Source organism: Streptomyces sp. Go-475, from assembly GCF_003330845.1.
Classification (GTDB): domain Bacteria; phylum Actinomycetota; class Actinomycetes; order Streptomycetales; family Streptomycetaceae; genus Streptomyces.
Window position 1 is genome coordinate 4,218,127 of sequence record NZ_CP026121.1, and the last position, 17,874, is coordinate 4,236,000.

General features: G+C 70.3%; 17 protein-coding genes, 1 pseudogene and 1 riboswitch. Of the genes and pseudogenes, 10 read left to right on the forward strand and 8 right to left on the reverse strand.

The features are described from left to right. The first annotated feature begins 120 nt into the window (after nt 1-120). Nucleotides 121-516 (forward strand): cyclophilin-like fold protein, encoded by a 396-nt coding sequence (locus C1703_RS19505; RefSeq protein WP_114254082.1) that lies wholly within the window; start codon nt 121-123, stop codon nt 514-516. A gap of 35 nt (nt 517-551) precedes the next feature. Here C1703_RS19505 and hisC read toward each other — a convergent pair whose 3' ends face one another. Further along, entirely contained in the window at nt 552-1,631 is a 1,080-nt protein-coding gene (hisC, locus tag C1703_RS19510; protein WP_114254083.1) for a histidinol-phosphate transaminase, read from the reverse strand. Between the two features lie 431 nt (nt 1,632-2,062). Between hisC and C1703_RS19515 the strand changes: the two genes are divergently transcribed. The 3 genes from C1703_RS19515 to C1703_RS19525 all read left to right on the forward strand — a co-directional run bounded on the left by C1703_RS19515 (nt 2,063) and on the right by C1703_RS19525 (nt 5,605). After that, entirely contained in the window at nt 2,063-3,175 is a 1,113-nt protein-coding gene (locus tag C1703_RS19515; protein WP_078650726.1) for a LacI family DNA-binding transcriptional regulator, read from the forward strand. A gap of 291 nt (nt 3,176-3,466) precedes the next feature. Further along, nucleotides 3,467-4,555, forward strand: a complete 1,089-nt coding sequence (locus tag C1703_RS19520) for a metallophosphoesterase family protein (RefSeq protein ID WP_114254084.1) — start codon at nt 3,467-3,469, stop codon at nt 4,553-4,555. Nucleotides 4,556-4,738: 183 nt separating this feature from the next. Further along, on the forward strand, nt 4,739-5,605 hold the full coding sequence (locus C1703_RS19525; protein ID WP_114254085.1) for a hypothetical protein: 867 nt from the start codon (nt 4,739-4,741) through the stop codon (nt 5,603-5,605). A 192-nt stretch (nt 5,606-5,797) separates the two neighbouring features. Here the strand turns inward: C1703_RS19525 and C1703_RS19530 are convergent, their stop codons facing one another. Then, nucleotides 5,798-6,901: a hypothetical protein gene (locus C1703_RS19530; RefSeq protein WP_114254086.1), complete on the reverse strand. Its 1,104-nt coding sequence runs from the start codon at nt 6,899-6,901 to the stop codon at nt 5,798-5,800. A gap of 73 nt (nt 6,902-6,974) precedes the next feature. Beyond that, the gene (gene thiC / locus C1703_RS19535) at nt 6,975-8,759 is read right to left on the reverse strand and encodes a phosphomethylpyrimidine synthase ThiC (protein ID WP_114254087.1); all 1,785 of its coding nucleotides are present in this window, start codon (nt 8,757-8,759) and stop codon (nt 6,975-6,977) included. Beyond that, nucleotides 8,752-8,941, reverse strand: a riboswitch (TPP riboswitch). (Overlaps the previous gene by 8 nt.) Nucleotides 8,942-9,463: 522 nt before the next feature. On the opposite strand from thiC, the pseudogene C1703_RS19540 reads away from it, so the two are divergent. Then, nucleotides 9,464-10,822: pseudogene (locus C1703_RS19540) on the forward strand (YibE/F family protein); the annotation flags it as partial. 98 nt (nt 10,823-10,920) lie between these two features. Here C1703_RS19540 and C1703_RS19545 read toward each other — a convergent pair. The 4 genes from C1703_RS19545 to C1703_RS19560 form a co-directional block, all read right to left on the reverse strand. Further along, on the reverse strand, nt 10,921-11,355 hold the full coding sequence (locus C1703_RS19545; protein ID WP_031115219.1) for an SsgA family sporulation/cell division regulator: 435 nt from the start codon (nt 11,353-11,355) through the stop codon (nt 10,921-10,923). 99 nt (nt 11,356-11,454) lie between these two features. Beyond that, nucleotides 11,455-12,189: an IclR family transcriptional regulator C-terminal domain-containing protein gene (locus tag C1703_RS19550; RefSeq protein WP_343236424.1), complete on the reverse strand. Its 735-nt coding sequence runs from the start codon at nt 12,187-12,189 to the stop codon at nt 11,455-11,457. A 321-nt stretch (nt 12,190-12,510) separates the two neighbouring features. Next, entirely contained in the window at nt 12,511-12,723 is a 213-nt protein-coding gene (locus tag C1703_RS19555) for a DUF5326 family protein (protein WP_114254089.1), read from the reverse strand. A gap of 163 nt (nt 12,724-12,886) precedes the next feature. Continuing rightward, a complete protein-coding gene (locus tag C1703_RS19560) occupies nt 12,887-13,204 on the reverse strand; it encodes a cupin domain-containing protein (RefSeq protein ID WP_114254090.1) in 318 nt (105 codons plus the stop codon). Between the two features lie 60 nt (nt 13,205-13,264). Here C1703_RS19560 and C1703_RS19565 point away from each other — a divergent pair, with 60 nt between their 5' ends. From C1703_RS19565 to C1703_RS19575, 3 genes are read left to right on the forward strand one after another with little or no spacing between them, the layout of a single operon-like run. Further along, nucleotides 13,265-13,642 (forward strand): phage holin family protein, encoded by a 378-nt coding sequence (locus C1703_RS19565; RefSeq protein WP_114254091.1) that lies wholly within the window; start codon nt 13,265-13,267, stop codon nt 13,640-13,642. Between the two features lie 6 nt (nt 13,643-13,648). Further along, complete coding sequence (locus tag C1703_RS19570; RefSeq protein ID WP_114254092.1) at nt 13,649-14,140, forward strand: low molecular weight protein-tyrosine-phosphatase; 492 nt, start codon at nt 13,649-13,651, stop codon at nt 14,138-14,140. Then, the gene (locus C1703_RS19575; protein WP_232840532.1) at nt 14,137-15,444 is read left to right on the forward strand and encodes a cystathionine gamma-lyase; all 1,308 of its coding nucleotides are present in this window, start codon (nt 14,137-14,139) and stop codon (nt 15,442-15,444) included. The genes C1703_RS19570 and C1703_RS19575 overlap by 4 nt, the downstream gene beginning before the upstream one ends. A gap of 13 nt (nt 15,445-15,457) precedes the next feature. On the opposite strand, the gene C1703_RS19580 is transcribed toward C1703_RS19575, so the two are convergent. Then, nucleotides 15,458-16,084 (reverse strand): class I SAM-dependent methyltransferase, encoded by a 627-nt coding sequence (locus C1703_RS19580; RefSeq protein WP_114254093.1) that lies wholly within the window; start codon nt 16,082-16,084, stop codon nt 15,458-15,460. A gap of 253 nt (nt 16,085-16,337) precedes the next feature. Here C1703_RS19580 and C1703_RS19585 point away from each other — a divergent pair, with 253 nt between their 5' ends. Next, nucleotides 16,338-17,243: a LysR family transcriptional regulator gene (locus C1703_RS19585; protein ID WP_114254094.1), complete on the forward strand. Its 906-nt coding sequence runs from the start codon at nt 16,338-16,340 to the stop codon at nt 17,241-17,243. Nucleotides 17,244-17,386: 143 nt separating this feature from the next. Further along, complete coding sequence (locus tag C1703_RS19590; protein ID WP_114254095.1) at nt 17,387-17,869, forward strand: NUDIX hydrolase; 483 nt, start codon at nt 17,387-17,389, stop codon at nt 17,867-17,869. Nucleotides 17,870-17,874 lie beyond the last annotated feature (5 nt).

Below are 17,874 nucleotides of genomic sequence, written 5' to 3' on the forward strand. Positions count from 1 at the left end.
CTTGTGAAAGCGTTCACATTCACAAGCCATTATGCAGCACACACTTTCGAGCCCGGGAGGGGGTCCCCCTGTGACGTCAACCCCTTGGCGCAGACTTCAACATATTGTTGAATCATCGGCATGCAGACGACACAGCCACCCGTGCGGATACGGATCTCCTGGCCAGCGGGCCACCTCACCGCGACCCTCGACGACACCCCCACCACCCGGGCCCTCTCCAAGGCCCTGCCCCTCGTCTCCACCGCACATCTCTGGGGCGAGGAGGTCTACTTCGACACAGGAGTGTCGGTTTCACGTGAAACACGCGCCCGGGAGGTCGTGGAACCCGGCACGGTCGCCTTCTGGCCGGACGGCGACGCCCTCGCTCTCCCCTACGGCCCCACACCGATCTCGCAGGGCGACGAATGCCGGCTCGCGAGCCCGTGCAATGTCCTGGGCCGCGTGGACGGCGACCCCCGCCTGCTCGCGACCGTGCGCGAAGGCGACCCGATACGCGTCGAGCCGGCCGACGACTAGCGCCGACCGGCTCACACCGCGTTGCTGCTCAGCGCCTAGAGCTCCTTGCGGAACCCTTCCGCCACCTTGAGGAAGATGTCGTTCCCCTCGGCCTCCCCGACCGTCACCCGCACACCCTCACCCGGGAACGGCCGGATCACCACGCCCGCCTGCTCACACGCCTCGGCGAACGCGACCGTGCGCTCCCCCAGCCGCAGCCACACGAAGTTGGCCTGGGTCTCGGGCACCGTCCAGCCCTGGGCCCGCAGCCCGTCGACCACGCGCGTGCGCTCGCACACCAGCGAGCCGACCCGGCCGAACAACTCGTCCTCGGCCCGCAACGAGGCGATCGCCGCCTCCTGCGCGAGCTGGCTCACCCCGAACGGCACCGCCGTCTTGCGCAGCGCCGCCGCCACGGGCTCGTGAGCGATGGCGAACCCGACCCGCAGCCCGGCCAGCCCGTACGCCTTGGAGAAGGTCCGCAGGACACAGACGTTGGGCCGGTCACGGTAGAGCTCGACGCCGTCCGGCACCTCGGGATCGCGGATGAACTCGCGGTAGGCCTCGTCGAGCACCACCAGCACATCACCCGGCACCCGGTCGAGGAAGCGCTCCAGTTCCGCCCGGCGCACCACCGTTCCGGTCGGGTTGTTGGGGTTGCAGACGAAGATCAGCCGGGTCCGGTCGGTGATCGCCTCGGCCATCGCGTCCAGGTCGTGCACGTCCCCGGAGGTCAGCGGCACCTGCACCGACGTGGCCCCGCTGATCTGCGTGATGATCGGGTACGCCTCGAAGGACCGCCAGGCGTAGATCACCTCGTCGCCGGGACCGGCGGTGGCCTGGATGAGCTGCTGGGCGACACCGACCGACCCGGTGCCGGTGGCCAGGTGGGACAGCGGAACGCCGAACCGCTCGGACAGCTCGTTCATCAGCGCCGTGCAGGCCATGTCCGGGTAGCGGTTGAAGTTGCACGCCGCCGCCGTCACGGTCTCCATCACACCCGGCAGCGGCGGGTAGGGGTTCTCGTTGGAGGACAGCTTGTAGGCCACCGGCCCACCGGCCGCGGCCGGCTTGCCCGGCTTGTAGATGGGGATACCCTCCAGCTCGGCGCGCAGCTTGGGGCTCGTCTCGCTCACCGCAGTCCTCCTCGCGAAGACCGGCGGCCCATGACCGCCGCCGACATCCAATACTCCTCACCTTATGAGGATTCGGCGCCGCTGCGTATAGCCACGACAGAGCGGCACCCACCGGCCTCCACCGTCCCGGCAACATCACGGGCATCGCCGTACGAAGGCGTACGAACCCGGGGGCGCGCCACACATATATCTACGCGCCGGTGGTGCACGCCGTGGCGCGCATCCCCCGTGCAGGTGAGTTGAGACCTCTTCGCAACCTCGGCCACTTGGCAGGCCCGCACGGGCCGCCACACCACGTACTGCCATGGGAGCGCTCAACCCCCTTGGTTTCCACGGCAATTGAGGCTTAATGATCATGCAGAAACGTGCCTGTCAACGCGCGCATATGCGTCCGCCCTACCCCGCCGTATGAGCCCTACTATCGGCTCGCCATGACAGCAGCAGGGAAGCACCAGGTGAGCCGCGCGGAAACCTCACGTCGAGGCAGTCGGCCGGGTCGGGCGGGTATCAGAGACGTGGCCGCCGCCGCCGGAGTGTCCATCACGACCGTCTCCGATGCCCTCAACGGCAAGGGCAGGCTCCCGGACGCCACCCGGCGCCACGTCCGCGAGGTCGCCGACCGACTGGGCTACCGCCCCTCGGCCGCCGCCCGGACCCTCCGTACCGGCAAGTCGGGGCTCATCGGCCTGACCGTGACGACGTACGGGGATGAACCTTTCACCTTCACCGAGTTCGCGTACTTCGCCGAGATGGCGCGCGCCGCCACCTCCGCCGCGCTCGCCCGCGGCTACGCCCTCGTCATCCTGCCCGCGACCTCCCGCCACGACGTGTGGTCGAACGTCGCCCTGGACGGCACGGTCGTCATCGACCCCTCCGACCAGGACCCGGTCGTCAGCGAGCTCGTCCGGCAGGGCCTCCCCGTCGTCTCCGACGGCCGCCCGGCCGGCTCGCTGCCGGTCACGGCCTGGGTCGACAACGACCACGAGGCCGCTGTCCTCGGCATCCTCGACCACCTGGCCGACGCAGGCGCCCGCCGCATCGGCCTGCTGACCGGCACGACCACGGACACGTACACCCACCTGTCGACCACCGCGTACCTGCGCTGGTGCGAGCGGGTCGGCCAGGACCCGGTGTACGAGGCCTACCCGGCGCACGATCCGTGCGCGGGCGCCGTCGCCGCCGACCGCCTCCTCGCCCGGCCCGACCGCCCCGACGCGGTCTACGGCCTGTTCGACCCGAACGGCACCGACCTGCTCGCCGCCGCCCGCCGCTACGGGCTGCGCGTACCGGACGACCTGCTGCTGGTCTGCTGCAGCGAGTCCACGGTGTACGCCAACACCGAGCCGCCGATCACGACGCTCTCGCTGAAGCCGCGCCGCATCGGCACGGCGGTGGTGCAGCTCCTCATCGACGCCATCGAGGGTGTGGAATCCGACCATCCGGTCGAGCAGGTGATACCGACGGAGCTGATCGTGCGCACGTCCTCGCAGCGACGCCCGCCGCGCACGACGGTCAGCCCACCGCGGTCCCCCGAAGGGGCATAGTTCCGGCCCGGGTGCCCGCCGCCCGGTAAGGGGAAGATCGCGCTCCTGAGGAGAAACGGGGCCGGTCCCCCGGAGAGAAGGGATCGTTCTCGCGAAGAGAAGGAACGCGAGGACGGTCACACGGTGGTCAAAGCCCGGCTCAATCGGGGCGAAAGCCGCGGTGAACTGGACTCTTGCTCTGATTCACCACCCCTGGGTCATCACATGGCGCGATCCGCATTCCTATGATGGGCCCACGACACCGGCGGGCCGCTACGACCAGGCAGTCCGATGCGGTGCAGATGCGGCGCGATGGTGGAGGGGTCGATGACTCAGGGGGCCGGTCAGGGACCCGAGGTGGAGCGCACGGCGACGTTGCGTGACTTCCGGGTGCCCGCGTACGTCCACGAGGCCGGTCCGTACGTCCACAGCGTCCACCCCGGCGAGATCGCCCCGCCGCCCGAGGAGACCTACCCCGAGGGCTACACGCCGACCCAGCGCGACCTTCCCGTCGTCAACCGGGGCGACACTGTCCAGGTGACCGTCGACCCCGAGACCGCCGCCGCCCCGCAGACCACCGGGCAGGGTCCGCTGTACGTCGTGGGCGACGTGCACGGCTACCTCGACGAGCTGGTGGCCGCCCTGCAGGAGAAGGGCCTGCTCGACGCCGCGGGCAACTGGTGCGCGGGCACCGCCCGGCTGTGGTTCCTCGGCGACTTCACCGACCGCGGCCCGGACGGCATCGGCGTCATCGACCTGGTGATGCGGCTGTCCGCCGAGGCCGCCGCGGCCGGCGGCTACTGCAAGGCGCTCATGGGCAACCACGAGCTGCTGCTGCTCGGCGCCAAGCGGTTCGGCGACACCCCCGTCAACTCCGGCGCCGGCACCGCCACCTTCCAGGCCGCCTGGCTGCTCAACGGCGGCCAGAAGACCGACATGGACCGCCTCCAGGACCACCACCTGCAGTGGATGTCCCGCCTGGACGCCGTCGAGGAGGTCGACGGCCACCTGCTCGTGCACTCCGACACCACCGCCTACCTCGACTACGGCCGCTCCATCGAAGAGGTCAACGACACCGTCCGCGAGACGCTCACGCGCAACGACGCGGACGAGGTCTGGGACCTGTTCCGCAAGTTCACCAAGCGGTTCTCCTTCCGCGACGAGGGCGGCGCGGACGCCGTGCGCTCCCTGCTCGATACGTACGGGGGCACCCGTATCGTTCACGGCCACAGCCCGATTCCGTATCTGGTGGGCGAAGTCGGCTCCGAGGACGACGAGGACAGCGGCGCCCCCGTGATCGAGGGACCGCACGTCTACGCCGACGGTCTCGCCATCGCGATGGACGGCGGCGTGACCATGGCCGGAAAGCTGCTGGTCCAGCAACTGCCCCTGGGAACGTGAACGTTCACCGGGCAGGCGTTCCCTGTCACAGGACCGGACCGGTGAGGGGCCAATTTCGGTAAACCCCCTGTCACCGCCCACCTCCACCGCTCTACCATCGGCTTATCCGTAGCAGGCTCCCCTCCGTTTCTGCCCGACGGCTCGTCAGCATGCCGAGCCCCAAGCCCTACGGAGCATCGGGGGATGCACATGAACAGCGTTCCGCAGCACCTGCTGAGCGAGGACCGCCAGGAATACGAGCGGATCCTCGATGAGGCGCTGCGCTCCGCACCACACCGTCCGGAACTGGCCGCTGTCGGACAGCGGCTCAACCCCGAGCAACTGCGCACCATGGCACTCAACGCCACCGCGCTCATCACGGCGGCCGCGTCGACCGAATACCAGCACTACGTCAAGGTCCGCGAGGAACTGCGCCACCCGGCGCCCTCCGCCTCGCCGTCCGTCCGCGAGTCCGGCTCCTCCGAGCCGGGCACGGGCGCGACGGGGCTCGCCGCCACGATGGGCGAGGTCGCCGAGACCGCCGGGGCGGGCGCCGTCGCCGTCGTCGCCGTCCTCGCTCCTGTCCTGGCCGGCACCGCGGCGGCGATCTTCCTGCTCGTCGGCTACATCCTGCGGATGCTCGACCCCGGGCAGGCGTTCGCCCAGACCCTGCTCACCACGGGCTGGGTGTTCGGCGCCGTCACCGCGGTCGCGATCCTCGTCGCCGCGGTGGGACTCCTGCTCACCGCCCTGCGCAACAAGCCGACGGCCGAGAGCGGTCCGTACGGCGAACTGCAACAGGAGGTGGACCGGGCCAGGGAGGACTGGCGTGAGGCCCTGCTGGAGCGGGGCATCCTGCCCTTCCTGCGGGAGGCCCTCACCGGCCCGGATGCGGCCGCCGCGCTGCACCACCCGTCCCCGTCCACACCGGTCAGCCGCATGCCGCACCTCGGCTACGACCGCCCGGGTTTCACCAGCCCGGACGACGGCAGCCGCGGCTCGCGGCCGAGCTTCACCAGCCCGGACTACACCAGCCCGGACTTCGGAGGACCGGAACACCAGCCGGAGTAGCCGTCGGCGCCCTTTCGCGGCGCCCGTCGGCTTGCGCTCCCCCGCGGGGAGCAGCACAGGGAGCGCAAGCCGGACACCCGGCCCGGCGGCACCGCATCCAACCTCCGGCACCGGCCCACCCTGCGGCACCGGACTCACCCTGTGACGCCGGCCCCACACTGCGGCGGCACGGGATCCACGCGGTGGGTGGCTTCACAGGCGGCGGAGGATCTGTGCCTCGACCCGTTCGACCGTGCGACGGCTGAAGGCGTGCACCAGCGCGAGGTGGTACAGCGCCGGTGCCGTCGGTGCCCACCGGTGGACGCGGTCGTCGCGCAGCAGGTACCTGACCACCGTCGCCGGCCGGAAGGGGACGAAGTCGATGGTCTGGTGCTCCCAGCGGTCGGCGACGCCCCTGCTCATCCGCGCCTGCAGATCCGTGCTCTTGAGCTCCCGCAACCTGGCGTAGAAGTGCGCACTCCAGCCCCTCCTCTCCACGTCCAGCACGAAGGCCAGCAGTTCGAGCGTGTACTCCTGGGCCTCCAGGGACAGTTCCTCCCGCATGCCGCGGCGGGCCACGGCGTGCAGGTCCGGTGCGTTCCTCCCCGATGAGTCGATGTGGCGTGACAAGCCTTCATTGACGGAGGAGTTCCAGACGCCCGGTGCCGTCCGGACCCGGTCGCTGCGCTGGGTCACCACGAGCATGTCGTCCGCGGTGACGACCGCGATGTTGACCCCCAGGCTGCACTGCAGGAACGCCGGAGCCTTGAGCGGCTCGTCCGGGTCCAGGTAGCGCGATCGGGGCGTCGTGCCGTCCGGGAGCCGGCGGTCCAGTTGCTGTGCGGCGAGGAAGGTGTAGTAGTCGGTCGGGCGCAGCCGCAGGTGGACTTCGGGGCGCTCCTCCAGGGCCGTACGGGAGATGTCGAGGGATTCGACCGCGTACCGGGGGCCGTTCCACAGGGGAGTGCGTCCCTCGGCTTGCAGGCGCTCGCTCTCCTCGGCGATCTCGTCCCGCCAGCCGGCCATGTCCGCGGGCAGCGTCACCTCCTCGTCGAGCACCTGCACATGGACGGTTTCAGGCGATATGGGCAACTCTCCGTCGCCCTCGACGATGAGGGCGGACGTCTGGAGCGGGCCGAGGGAGAACGCCCGCCAGGCGGGCGCCGACTCGTCCCGCCGGCCCATGCTGCGGATCGCGCTCGTCGAGCGTCTGCGCAGGCGGTACCACGCGTCCTGCAGCGGCTGCTGGAACAGCACGGCGCACAACATGCCGAGGACAGCGCCCACGACGCCGTTGACCACATCGATCCCATCCATGGCAGAGACCTTAGGGATCTTGGGCCGGGCAGGGTGCGCCGTGCTGTTTCCGTTACGCGGCCGGCAGTCCGGATCAGTCCGCGATCGGCAGGTACACCCGGTTCCCGCTCGCCGCGAACTCCTTCGACTTCTGTGCCATGCCCTCCTCGATCTCACTCCGGCTGCCGCCGTGTTCCCGGCGGATGTCCTGCGAGATCTTCATGCTGCAGAACTTCGGGCCGCACATCGAGCAGAAGTGGGCCGTCTTGGCGGGTTCCGCCGGCAGGGTCTCGTCGTGGAACTCCCGTGCCGTGTCCGGGTCGAGGGCCAGGTTGAACTGGTCCTCCCACCGGAACTCGAAGCGGGCGTCGGACAGCGCGTCGTCCCACTCCTGCGCGCCCGGATGCCCCTTGGCGAGGTCGGCCGCGTGGGCGGCGATCTTGTAGGTGATGACGCCGGTCTTGACGTCGTCGCGGTTCGGCAGGCCCAGGTGCTCCTTGGGCGTGACGTAGCACAGCATGGCCGTGCCCCACCAGGCGATCATCGCGGCACCGATGCCGGAGGTGATGTGGTCGTACGCCGGGGCGACGTCCGTGGTCAGCGGGCCGAGCGTATAGAACGGAGCTTCATCGCAGATCTCCTGCTGAAGGTCGATGTTCTCCTTGATCTTGTGCATCGGGACGTGGCCCGGGCCTTCGATCATGGTCTGTACGTTGAAACGCTTGGCGATCCGGTTGAGTTCCCCGAGCGTCCTCAACTCCGCGAACTGCGCCTCGTCGTTGGCGTCCGCGATCGAACCGGGCCGCAGACCGTCTCCGAGGGAGTACGTGACGTCGTAGGCGGCGAGGATCTCGCAGAGTTCCTCGAAGTTCTCGTAGAGGAACGACTCCTTGTGGTGCGCGAGGCACCAGGCGGCCATGATCGAGCCACCGCGGGAGACGATGCCGGTCTTGCGGTTCGCCGTCAGCGGTACGTACGCCAGGCGCACGCCCGCGTGGACCGTCATGTAGTCCACGCCCTGCTCGGCCTGTTCGATGACCGTGTCCTTGTAGATCTCCCAGGTCAGTTCCTCGGCGCGGCCGTCGACCTTCTCCAGGGCCTGGTAGAGCGGCACGGTGCCGATCGGGACGGGGGAGTTGCGCAGCACCCACTCGCGCGTGGTGTGGATGTTGCGGCCCGTGGACAGGTCCATGACCGTGTCGGCGCCCCAGCGGGTCGCCCAGGTCATCTTCTCGACCTCCTCCTCGATGGAGGACGTCACGGCCGAGTTGCCGATGTTGGCGTTGACCTTCACCAGGAACCGCTTGCCGATGATCATCGGCTCGATCTCGGGGTGGTTGACGTTGGCCGGCAGCACGGCCCGGCCCGCCGCGATCTCGTCGCGCACGACCTCGGGCGCAACGTTCTCCCGGATGGCCACGTACTCCATCTCGGGCGTGATCTCGCCCCGGCGGGCGTACGCGAGCTGGGTGACCGCCTTGCCGTCCCTGCTGCGGCGTGGCTGACGTGGCCGGCCGGGGAAGACGGCGTCGAGGTTGCGCAGGCCGCCACGGGGTGAGGTGTGCTTGATGCCGTCGTCCTCGGGGCGGACGGGGCGGCCCACGTACTCCTCGGTGTCGCCGCGGGCGATGATCCAGTTCTCGCGCAGCGGCGGCAGGCCCCTGCGGACGTCGGTCTCGACGTGCGGATCGGTATAGGGGCCGGATGTGTCGTACAGCGTGACCGACTGCCCGTTGGTGAGATGCACCTGCCGGACCGGCACCCGCAGGTCGGGGCGGGTGCCCTCGACGTACGCCTTGTGCCAGCCGATGGACTTCCCGGCCTCCTCGGACTGTCCGTCCTGAACGGAGGCAGGCGTGCGCGCGTCCTTGTTGGTCATGAGACCTACTCCCTACGCCGGCATTACCCGGTAACAGGTTCGGCGGTCGACGCAGCGGTATCCGTCCGGCGATGTTTCGTGTGAAACATCACTCGACTCCGGCGATGTTTCATGTGAAACATCGCCGGGACGGAGGTCAGCGCCCTCTCAGCCCGGTGCTCCGAGCTCCCGCGTGTACAAAAGGTGCCTCCACGCTAGCGGCAATCTTGGCGCGGTGAACAGAGGGCCCCCCTCGTTCTTGCGATGATCGGTCGGTGACCACGACGCAGCGTCCCCCTTACCCACCGCCCGAGCCGCCCCGCGGATCCGGCGCCGGAAACGGCAACGGCCCGGGAGACGGCCATGATTTCTCCGCCGGAGCGGGGCATAACCCTGCCCGGGGGCAGGACCATGGCCAAGGGCAGGGGCAGGGGTATGGACCCGGTGCGAACTTCGGGGCCGGGGCATCCAGGCCCGGTGGTGAGCACGGTCCCGGTTCTGCGGGTGAGCGTGGTCAGGGTTCCCCCGGAGGGCATGGTGTCGGTTCTGCCGGCGGGCAGGGCCTCGCCCGCAGCGGTGGGTACGGGTCTGGCTACGGCGATGGCCGAGGTCCCGGCTCCGGCGGTGGACAGGGTGGCCCCTTTGGCGGGCAGGGTCCCGGCCCCTCCGGTGGGCACGGCCCCGCCCCCTCCGGTGGGCAGGGTCCCGGTTCCGGAGGCGGGCCCGGCGGCGGTGGCGGGCACGGTCACGGGCACGGTTCCGGGTCGGGGCCAGGCGGCGGGCACGGGCATTCGCACAGCCACAGCCACGGCCCGGCCACGCCCGTCTCCCTGCATCTGCGCAAGGTCATCGCGGCGGTCCTGATCCCGTTCGCCGCGGCCGTGCTGGTCGGGCTCGTCGTGCTGTGGCCCGGCGGCGCCCCGCCGCACGAGCGCACCGGCGTCGGCTTCGACCGGCAGACCCAGCAGGCCACGGTCACCAAGGTCGTCGAGGTGAGCTGCAAGGAGGCCGGCGCCTCGGGCGTCCCCCCGACCGGCGACACCTCCACCGCCGAGGGCTCCTCCGCGGTGCAGCAGGAGAACGGCACCTGCAAGCGGGCGACGATCCGGGTCGACAGCGGCGACGACAAGGGCCGCACCTTCACCGAGATCGTCCAGCCGGACCAGTCCCGCCAGCTGCACGAGGGCCAGAAGGTCGTGGTCGCCTACGAGCCCTCCGCTCCGAGGGATCTGCAGTACTCGGTCACCGACATCAACCGCCGGCTGCCCATGGGCCTGCTGGCCGGCATCTTCGCCCTCGCCGTCGTGGTCGTCGGGCGGCTGCGGGGCGTCATGGCCCTGGTCGCACTGGCGATCAGCTTCCTGGTGCTGAACTTCTTCATCCTGCCGGCGATCCTGCAGGGCTCGAATCCCCTGGTCGTGGCGGTGGTGGGCGCGAGCGCCATCATGCTCATCGCGCTGTATCTGTGCCATGGCCTGTCCGCGCGAACATCCGTGGCCGTGATCGGAACCCTCATCTCGCTGCTGCTGATCGGTGTCCTCGGCTCGGCGTTCATCGACTGGGCCGCGCTGACCGGCAACACCGACGACAACACCGGTCTGATCCACGGCCTCTACCCGACGATCGACATGAGCGGTCTGCTGCTCGCCGGCGTCATCATCGGTTCGCTCGGTGTGCTCGACGACGTGACGGTCACGCAGACGTCGGCGGTCTGGGAGCTGCACGAGGCCAACCCGTCGATGGGCTGGCGCGGGCTCTACCGGGCGGGCATCCGGATCGGCCGGGACCACATCGCCTCGGTCGTCAACACGCTGGTCCTCGCCTACGCGGGTGCCGCGCTGCCGCTGCTGCTGCTGTTCTCCATCGCGCAGAGCGGTGTGGGGACGGTCGCCAACAGCGAGTTGGTCGCGGAGGAGATCGTGCGGACTCTGGTCGGTTCCATCGGCCTGGTCGCCTCGGTGCCGGTCACCACGGCCCTGGCCGCGCTCGTCGTCTCGGCCGACCGCACGGGAGGGACACCTGCCGCGGAGGCCTCAGCGGTCCCGGCGCGCGGGGGCAAGGGAGGCCGGCGCCGCAAGCGCTGACACACCGGCAGGTCCTCGCCCCGCCCCAGGGAGAAGCGTTCCTGCACAGCGGGCGGCGTCCGGTGAAGCGTTACTCCACCGTGCCGCCGGTTGATGTCTCACCCGGCGCCCTGTTCCGCCAGGATGCGGTCCAGGGCCTCGTCGAGGTGGGCGTCGAAGTCGGCGAGCGAGCCCTCCTGGCCGAGGGGCACCAGCTTGTCGGTGCGGTCCAGGAACGCGACGAGCGGTGCCGTCGAGGACCTGAACAACGCCTGGTCGCTGCCCACCTGAAGCCGGATCAACACCTCGCCCAGCGCGTCGGGTTCGACGGGCGTGACCCGCACATCACCCTCCCCGCACGGGCGGCCGACCCCGTCGATCAGCAACTCCCGCCCGAAAGCCCACGTCACCGGGGCATCACCGGGCAGGTGGAAGGTCAGCCGGACGGCATAGGGATCACTGGTCTCATAGCGCAGTTCCACCGGAATGCGGAAGGAGAGCTCCTCGGACACGAGAAAGCTCATCATGACCTCTGCCTGTACGGACTCGCGCATCGCTAACCCCGTCATTCGCCGTGGACTGGCCGGGAACGAACCTCTGACACTTGGTGGAATCTTGCTGAACGTACACAGCAGATCACAAGGAGTGAGTTTTCACATACTGATAGAGAGCGCGAGCGACCCGAGCCGGCGCCCGATCTCGCTCTGCAACTGACGGGCCGCGGGCAGCAGCCGGTCCTCCTGGTGAGCAGGCAGGGAGATGGCCATCGTCGCGGCCGTGTTGCCGAGGGTGAGCGGAATCGCCGCGCAGACCGCACCCAGGGCGTACTCCTGACGTTCGGTCACCGGCTCCATCCGCCGCACCCGCTCCAGGCGCCGGAGCAGGCTGTGGTTGTCCCGCACCGTGTACGGAGTGAGGGGCTGCACCGGGTAGCGGTCGAGGTGGTCGCGGCGGGCCTCCTCGTCCAGCTGGGACAGCAGGCACTGCCCGATGGCGTGCGCGTGCCCGGTCTCCCGGAAGTCGGCCCACTCCTCCACCGCCGGGTTGCCCGGGGTGTCGGAGACGCACATGACCTCGATCTCGCCCTCGCGATAGGCCGCGTAGTACACCGGGACGCCGAGCAGGTCCCGCCAGTGCGCGAGTGCGTCGACGACCGTGCTGCGACGTTTCTGCCGTGCCCCGCTGCTGCTCAGCCGCTCGGCCGCGTCACCGAGGAAGAACAGCCCCTTGTCGCGGCGCAGATAGCCCTCGTGCACGAGCGTGCGCAGCAGGTGGTAGGTCGTGGGCAGCGCCAGGCCGGTCTCGCGGGCCAGTTGCTTGGCCGGGGCGCCGTATTCGTGCTCGGCGACGGTCTCCAGCAGGCGCATCGCGCGCTGGACGGATCCGATGAGGGTCGCCGGAGGCGGTGGCGTGACGGGAGACGGTGGCTCGGGGGGTGCCGCCGAGCGGGGTTGGGCGGGGACGGTGTGGAGGTGGACACGTGCGGTGTCAGCCGGAGCCAAGGGGCACTCCCGAAACGCGAGGGGGCAGCCCGTGCCGATGAACACGGGTGGGGGTGTACGCCGCTCGCGGGGGATGTCCCCGCGTCGAGTTCCGGACTCTATTCGTCTGCCACCGCGCGCAGACCGCCCCGCGGGGAAACTTCCCCCGGCCGAGGGAACCGTTGATTCCGGGCGTTTCCCGCTACCCCCACCGGTTTCCCACCGGTCTCACCAGTCGCTGCGCGACGAGGAGCTGGAAGTGAACTTCCGTACGACGTAGATCAGTCCGCCGACCAGCGCCACGAAGACCAGCACCTTGAAGAGCAGTCCGATGACGAAGCCCACCACGCTGGCTATCAGCCCGCCGAACACGACGATGGCGATGACCGGCACCGCGACCCACTTCACCCACCACGGCAGTCCCGCGAAGATCTCTCGCATCGCCCTCGTCCTTACCTCTCCGCCCGTTCGAGTGCCGGGTCCTGTCGGTCGTTCGGATCTCTGGTGTCCTGCACTCGATGCTAGGTCCGGGAGGGGCCCTGCGGGGGCCTCGCACCCCTTGTCCTCCCCTGACCGATCCCCTAGGGAACCCGGAGGCGGCTCGTCAGCTCTCGGGCGGAGAGAAGACCACCAGCACCCTGAGGTCCTCGGTGATGTGGTGGAACTTGTGGGCGACGCCCGCCGGCACGTACACCACGCTGCCGCGCGCCACCTGGGTCGTCTCCAGGCCGACGGTGATCGCGGCACGGCCGCTCACAACGAAGTAGACCTCGTCCTGATTGTGCGGCTTCTGTGGATCCTGATCGCCAGCGTCGAGGGCGTACAGGCCGACCGACATGTTCTGTTCCCGGAGAAACTGCAGGTAGGCGCCCTCGTTGGCGGCGCGCTCCGCCTCCAGTTCGTCCAGCCGGAATGCCTTCATCGCCTTGTCCGCCCCTGCCTCTTGTGCCCATGTCCGATCAGGTCTGCCACGATCAGACACATGAAGAATTTCGTAGTCAAGACGATCGCCAACGCGGGTGCCCTGGCGGTCGCCGTGTGGCTGCTCGACAAGATCACCCTGACCGGTGACAGCACGGGCAAGAAGGTCGGCACCCTGATCGTGGTCGCGCTGCTCTTCGGCCTGGTGAACTTCCTGGTCAAGCCGGTCGTCAAGCTCCTCAGTCTGCCGCTGCTGATCCTGACGCTCGGCCTGTTCACCCTGGTCGTCAACGCTCTGATGCTGCTGCTCACCTCGTGGCTGGCCGACAAGCTCGACCTGAGCTTCCACGTGGAGGGCTTCTGGACGGCCGTCCTGGGCGGTCTGATCATCTCGGTCGTCTCCTGGGCGCTGCACGTCGTCCTGCCGGACGGGGACTGAGGACGCATGACGTACCGCGTCTGCTTCGTCTGCACGGGCAACATCTGCCGCTCCCCGATGGCCGAGGTCGTCTTCCGCGCGCGGGTGGCGGAGGCCGGTCTCGACGGTCTGGTCGAGGTCGACAGCGCCGGCACGGGCGGCTGGCACGAGGGCGACGGCGCCGACCCGCGGACGGTGGCCGTCCTGGAGGAGAACGGCTACGCCTGCGGCCATACGGCCCGGCAGTTCCAGCCGTCCTGGTTCGCCCGCCTCGACCTGGTCGTGGCCCTCGACTCCAGCCACCTCAGGGCGCTGCGGCGTCTCGCGCCCACGGAACAGGACGCGCAGAAGGTGCGGCTGTTGCGCTCCTACGACCCCGCCGCCGGGGACGACCTCGACGTACCGGACCCCTACTACGGGGGTGCGGACGGTTTCGAGGAGTGCCTTGAGATGGTGGAGGCGGCGAGCGCCGGTCTGCTCGCGGCGGTGCGCGAGGACGTGGAGGGACAGGCGGCATGAGTGATTCCGCGACGGGTGACGGGCGCGGATCGCCGGGCGACGCGGGCCGGGTGCCGGGCGGCCCGGGCCGCTCGCCGGGCGAGGCGGTCCGGGCGGCGGGTGACACGAGCCAGGTGTCCGGCGACGCGGGCCCGGTGACGGGTGACGCAGGTCAGGTGCCTGGCGTGCGCAGGGTCGCCGCTGGCGCCGGTGACGGTACACGTGCGGTGCGGGCCGGGCTGCCGGAGGCGGTCAAGTACGAGCCCACCCTGCCCGGACCCGTGTTCGCCGCCCACTACCACCTGCCGGGCGACCCGACCGGCCCGTACGCCTACGGCCGCGACGAGAACCCGACGTGGACACTGCTGGAGCGCGCCGTCGGCGAGCTGGAGGCGCCCGGCCGGGACGATGCCGAGACGCTCGTCTTCGCCTCGGGCATGGCCGCGATCTCGGCCGTGCTCTTCTCCCAGCTGCGCACCGGGGACGTCTGCGTCCTGCCCGATGACGGCTACCAGGCGCTGCCCCTGGTCCGCGCCCAGCTGGAGGCGTACGGCATCGAGGTGCGCACCGCGCCGACCGGCGGCGACGCCCAGCTAGACGTCCTCGACGGTGCGAAGCTGCTGTGGATCGAGACGCCGTCGAACCCCGGGCTCGACGTGTGCGACATCCGGCGCCTCGCCGAGGCGGCACACGCGCGTGGTGCCGTGGTGGCCGTCGACAACACCCTCGCGACACCGCTCGGGCAGCGCCCGCTGGAGCTCGGCGCCGATTTCGCGGTGGCGAGCGGAACCAAGCAGCTGACCGGCCACGGCGACGTCCTCCTGGGCTATGTCGTCGGCCGGGACGCCCAGGCCATGGCCGCCGTACGCCGCTGGCGCAAGATCGTCGGGGCGATTCCCGGGCCCATGGAGGCCTGGCTCGCACACCGTTCGATCGCCACGCTCCAGATGCGGGTCGACCGGCAGAGCGCGACGGCCCTGGCCGTCGCCGAGGCACTGCGCGAGCGGCCCGAGGTGACCGGGCTGCGCTATCCGGGGCTCCCCGACGACCCCGCGCACAAGATCGCCTCGCAGCAGATGCGGCGCTACGGGTCCGTGGTGTCGTTCACGCTGCCCACGCGCGCGCGTGCCGACCGTTTCCTCGAGGCTCTGCGGCTCGTGGACGACGCGACGAGCTTCGGCGGAGTGCGGTCCACGGCCGAACGGCGTGGACGCTGGGGCGGCGACGCGGTGCCGGAGGGCTTCATCCGCCTGTCGGTCGGCGCCGAGGATCCGGAGGACCTGGTGGCGGACGTACTGCGCGCGCTGGACGCGTCGGCGGACTGACGAACGCGCTCGGCTAGGGGTGCGGGCAGTGGGCCCGCTCCTGCCGGAGCGCCACGGAGTTCCACCGCACCGCGTCCCGGCCGAGCAGGTCCGCGCCCTCGTCCACCAGCCGAACCGGTACCAGCCCTGCCTCGGCTCCGTGACCGGCGACCTCCTCCGGCGGGATGTCGAACATGCGCCGGCCCTCGGGTGGCTCACCGCGGCGCAGAGTGATCAGCAGGATGCCGCGCGGCGCCAGCAGCCCGGCCAGGCGCCGCATCGCGACGGGGCGCTCCTCCGGCCGGAGATGCATCCACACCGCGGACAGCAGGACCACGTCGTACGGCCCCTGGACGCCCTGCAACGCGGGGAGCGCGCCCGCCCGCCACGTCACACCGGTGCCTTGGTGCAACCGCTCGGCCACGCGCCGGAGTTCCGTCACCGGTTCCACCGCGTCGACCGTGAAGCCCCGCCCGGCCAGTGCCGCCGCGTCCCGGCCGGTCCCCGAGCCGACGTCCAGCACCCGCGCGGGCGGCTCCGGCAGCAGGTCCAGCAGCGCCCCGTGCACCGACTCGAACGGAACGCTCTCGTACGCTCTCGTCAGCCGCTCGGCCGACTCGGCGTAGTAGGCCTGGACTCCCGCACCCGACGTTGGTTCCATGCCCGAACGGTACGACGCGGCACTGACAGCGCTTGCGCGGTCGGCTGGATCGGCATACGAAAGACGGACGGTCCGAACCTCCCCCCTCGTGGCTCGGACCGTCCCCCGGTTCCGCGCGCAAGAACCGCGCGACCAAGGCTAGTTGACTCTCTGTCAGTGTCCAATCACAGTAGCGACAGCAACCTATCGACTTATTTATAGTTGGGCGCGGCCGGGGGGCTGGGAGCGGGGGCCGACGAGGGGAGTGTGCGCGGTGGATCTGGCCTTGCTGCGGACCTTCGTCACCGTCCACCGGGCCGGCTCCTTCACCCGCGCCGCCGCCTTGCTCGGTCTGTCGCAGCCGGCCGTGACCTCGCAGATCCGGACCCTGGAACGGCAACTGGGCCGCCCCTTGTTCCTGCGGCAGGCCCGCGGCGTGACCCCGACGAGCATCGGCGACGAACTCGCCCACAAGGCCGCACCGCACCTCGACGCCCTGGTGGAGATCACCGAGACCGGCCTCGACGAGGACTCCTCCTTACGGACGCTGCATCTCGCCGGGCCTCCTGAGTTCACCGCCGAACGAGCCCTGCCCGCGCTCACGGAACTGACCGGTGAGGACGGCCAGGGATTCGCCCTGCGCGTCTCCTTCGGAAACGCTGAGGAAACGCTGGAAGGGCTTTCCGCCGGGCATCACGATCTGGCCATCAGCACGGCCCGGCCGCGCGGCGCCCTGCTCACGGCGACTGCGCTCTGCGACGAGGAGCACGTCCTGGTCGCCGCCCCGCGCTGGGCCGAACAGCTCGGCGCCGGACAGCCGGGCCGCAAGCCGGAGCCGGCACTGGAGCAGGTGCCCGTGGTGGAGGTGCACGAGTCGCTGCCCTTCGTCTCCCGCTACTGGGCCTCCGTCTTCGACTCCCGCCCGGCCGCCCCGGGCACGGTCGTCGTCCCCGACCTGCGTGCGGTGCTGGCCTGTGCGGCCGCGGGTGCGGGGCTGGCGGTCCTGCCGCGCTATCTGTGCGCGGCGGCGTTGGAGCGGGGTGACGTCGTCGCCCTGCACGAGCCGGCGGTGCCACCGCTGCGCACGTACTTCCTGGTGGTCCGCACCGGGACCATGGCCATGCCCCACATCGCACGGGCTCATGAGTGGCTGCAGCGGGCCGCCGCCGACTGGTGCTGAGGCCCTCGGAGACGGGCGCCGGGCTGTACAGGCCGGGGCCGTACGGGGGCGTGGGGGCGCCCGGGGTCATGTCTCACTCTGGGAGTTCGGCCGGTGACAGTTCGCGATGTTTCACGTGGAACCAGCCGGGCCACATTTCACCCATGACCGTCCGACCCGTGGTCAAGCGCACCGCCCGCGCCGTTCTGCTGGACGGTGACGACCTGATCCTGATCAAGCGCACCAAGCCGGGCTTGGACCCCTACTGGCTCACCCCCGGCGGCGGGGTCGAGCCCGGCGACTCGACCGTCGTCGACGCCCTGCACCGCGAGGTGTACGAGGAGCTCGGCGCGAAGATCACCGACGTGGTGCCCTGCTTCGTGGACACCGTGGAGCACATCGGGGAGGACGGCGGCGCGACCGGCGTGAAGGTGCAGCACTTCTTCGTCTGCCGCCTCGAGTCCATGGACCCTTCGCTCCGGCACGGCCCGGAAGTGGAGGAACCCATCGGCGAGTACGAGATCGTACGGGTGCCCTTCACCCGGGTCGGGATCGCCTCCGTCCACCTCGTTCCGCTGTCGCTGCGGCACTACCTGGACGGCAACATCGAGGGCGTGCGCGCCATGCACGCCCCCGACCTCGGCTGAGCAGC

Coding starts and splice junctions, on each gene's coding strand:
- C1703_RS19505 (WP_114254082.1), top strand. CDS start 121: ATGCAGACGACACAGCCACCCGTGCGGATACGGATCTCCTGGCCAGCG.
- C1703_RS19515 (WP_078650726.1), top strand. CDS start 2,063: ATGACAGCAGCAGGGAAGCACCAGGTGAGCCGCGCGGAAACCTCACGT.
- C1703_RS19520 (WP_114254084.1), top strand. CDS start 3,467: ATGGTGGAGGGGTCGATGACTCAGGGGGCCGGTCAGGGACCCGAGGTG.
- C1703_RS19525 (WP_114254085.1), top strand. CDS start 4,739: ATGCACATGAACAGCGTTCCGCAGCACCTGCTGAGCGAGGACCGCCAG.
- C1703_RS19530 (WP_114254086.1), bottom strand. CDS start 6,901: ATGGATGGGATCGATGTGGTCAACGGCGTCGTGGGCGCTGTCCTCGGC.
- thiC (WP_114254087.1), bottom strand. CDS start 8,759: ATGACCAACAAGGACGCGCGCACGCCTGCCTCCGTTCAGGACGGACAG.
- C1703_RS19545 (WP_031115219.1), bottom strand. CDS start 11,355: ATGCGCGAGTCCGTACAGGCAGAGGTCATGATGAGCTTTCTCGTGTCC.
- C1703_RS19555 (WP_114254089.1), bottom strand. CDS start 12,723: ATGCGAGAGATCTTCGCGGGACTGCCGTGGTGGGTGAAGTGGGTCGCG.
- C1703_RS19560 (WP_114254090.1), bottom strand. CDS start 13,204: ATGAAGGCATTCCGGCTGGACGAACTGGAGGCGGAGCGCGCCGCCAAC.
- C1703_RS19565 (WP_114254091.1), top strand. CDS start 13,265: ATGAAGAATTTCGTAGTCAAGACGATCGCCAACGCGGGTGCCCTGGCG.
- C1703_RS19570 (WP_114254092.1), top strand. CDS start 13,649: ATGACGTACCGCGTCTGCTTCGTCTGCACGGGCAACATCTGCCGCTCC.
- C1703_RS19575 (WP_232840532.1), top strand. CDS start 14,137: ATGAGTGATTCCGCGACGGGTGACGGGCGCGGATCGCCGGGCGACGCG.
- C1703_RS19580 (WP_114254093.1), bottom strand. CDS start 16,084: ATGGAACCAACGTCGGGTGCGGGAGTCCAGGCCTACTACGCCGAGTCG.
- C1703_RS19590 (WP_114254095.1), top strand. CDS start 17,387: ATGACCGTCCGACCCGTGGTCAAGCGCACCGCCCGCGCCGTTCTGCTG.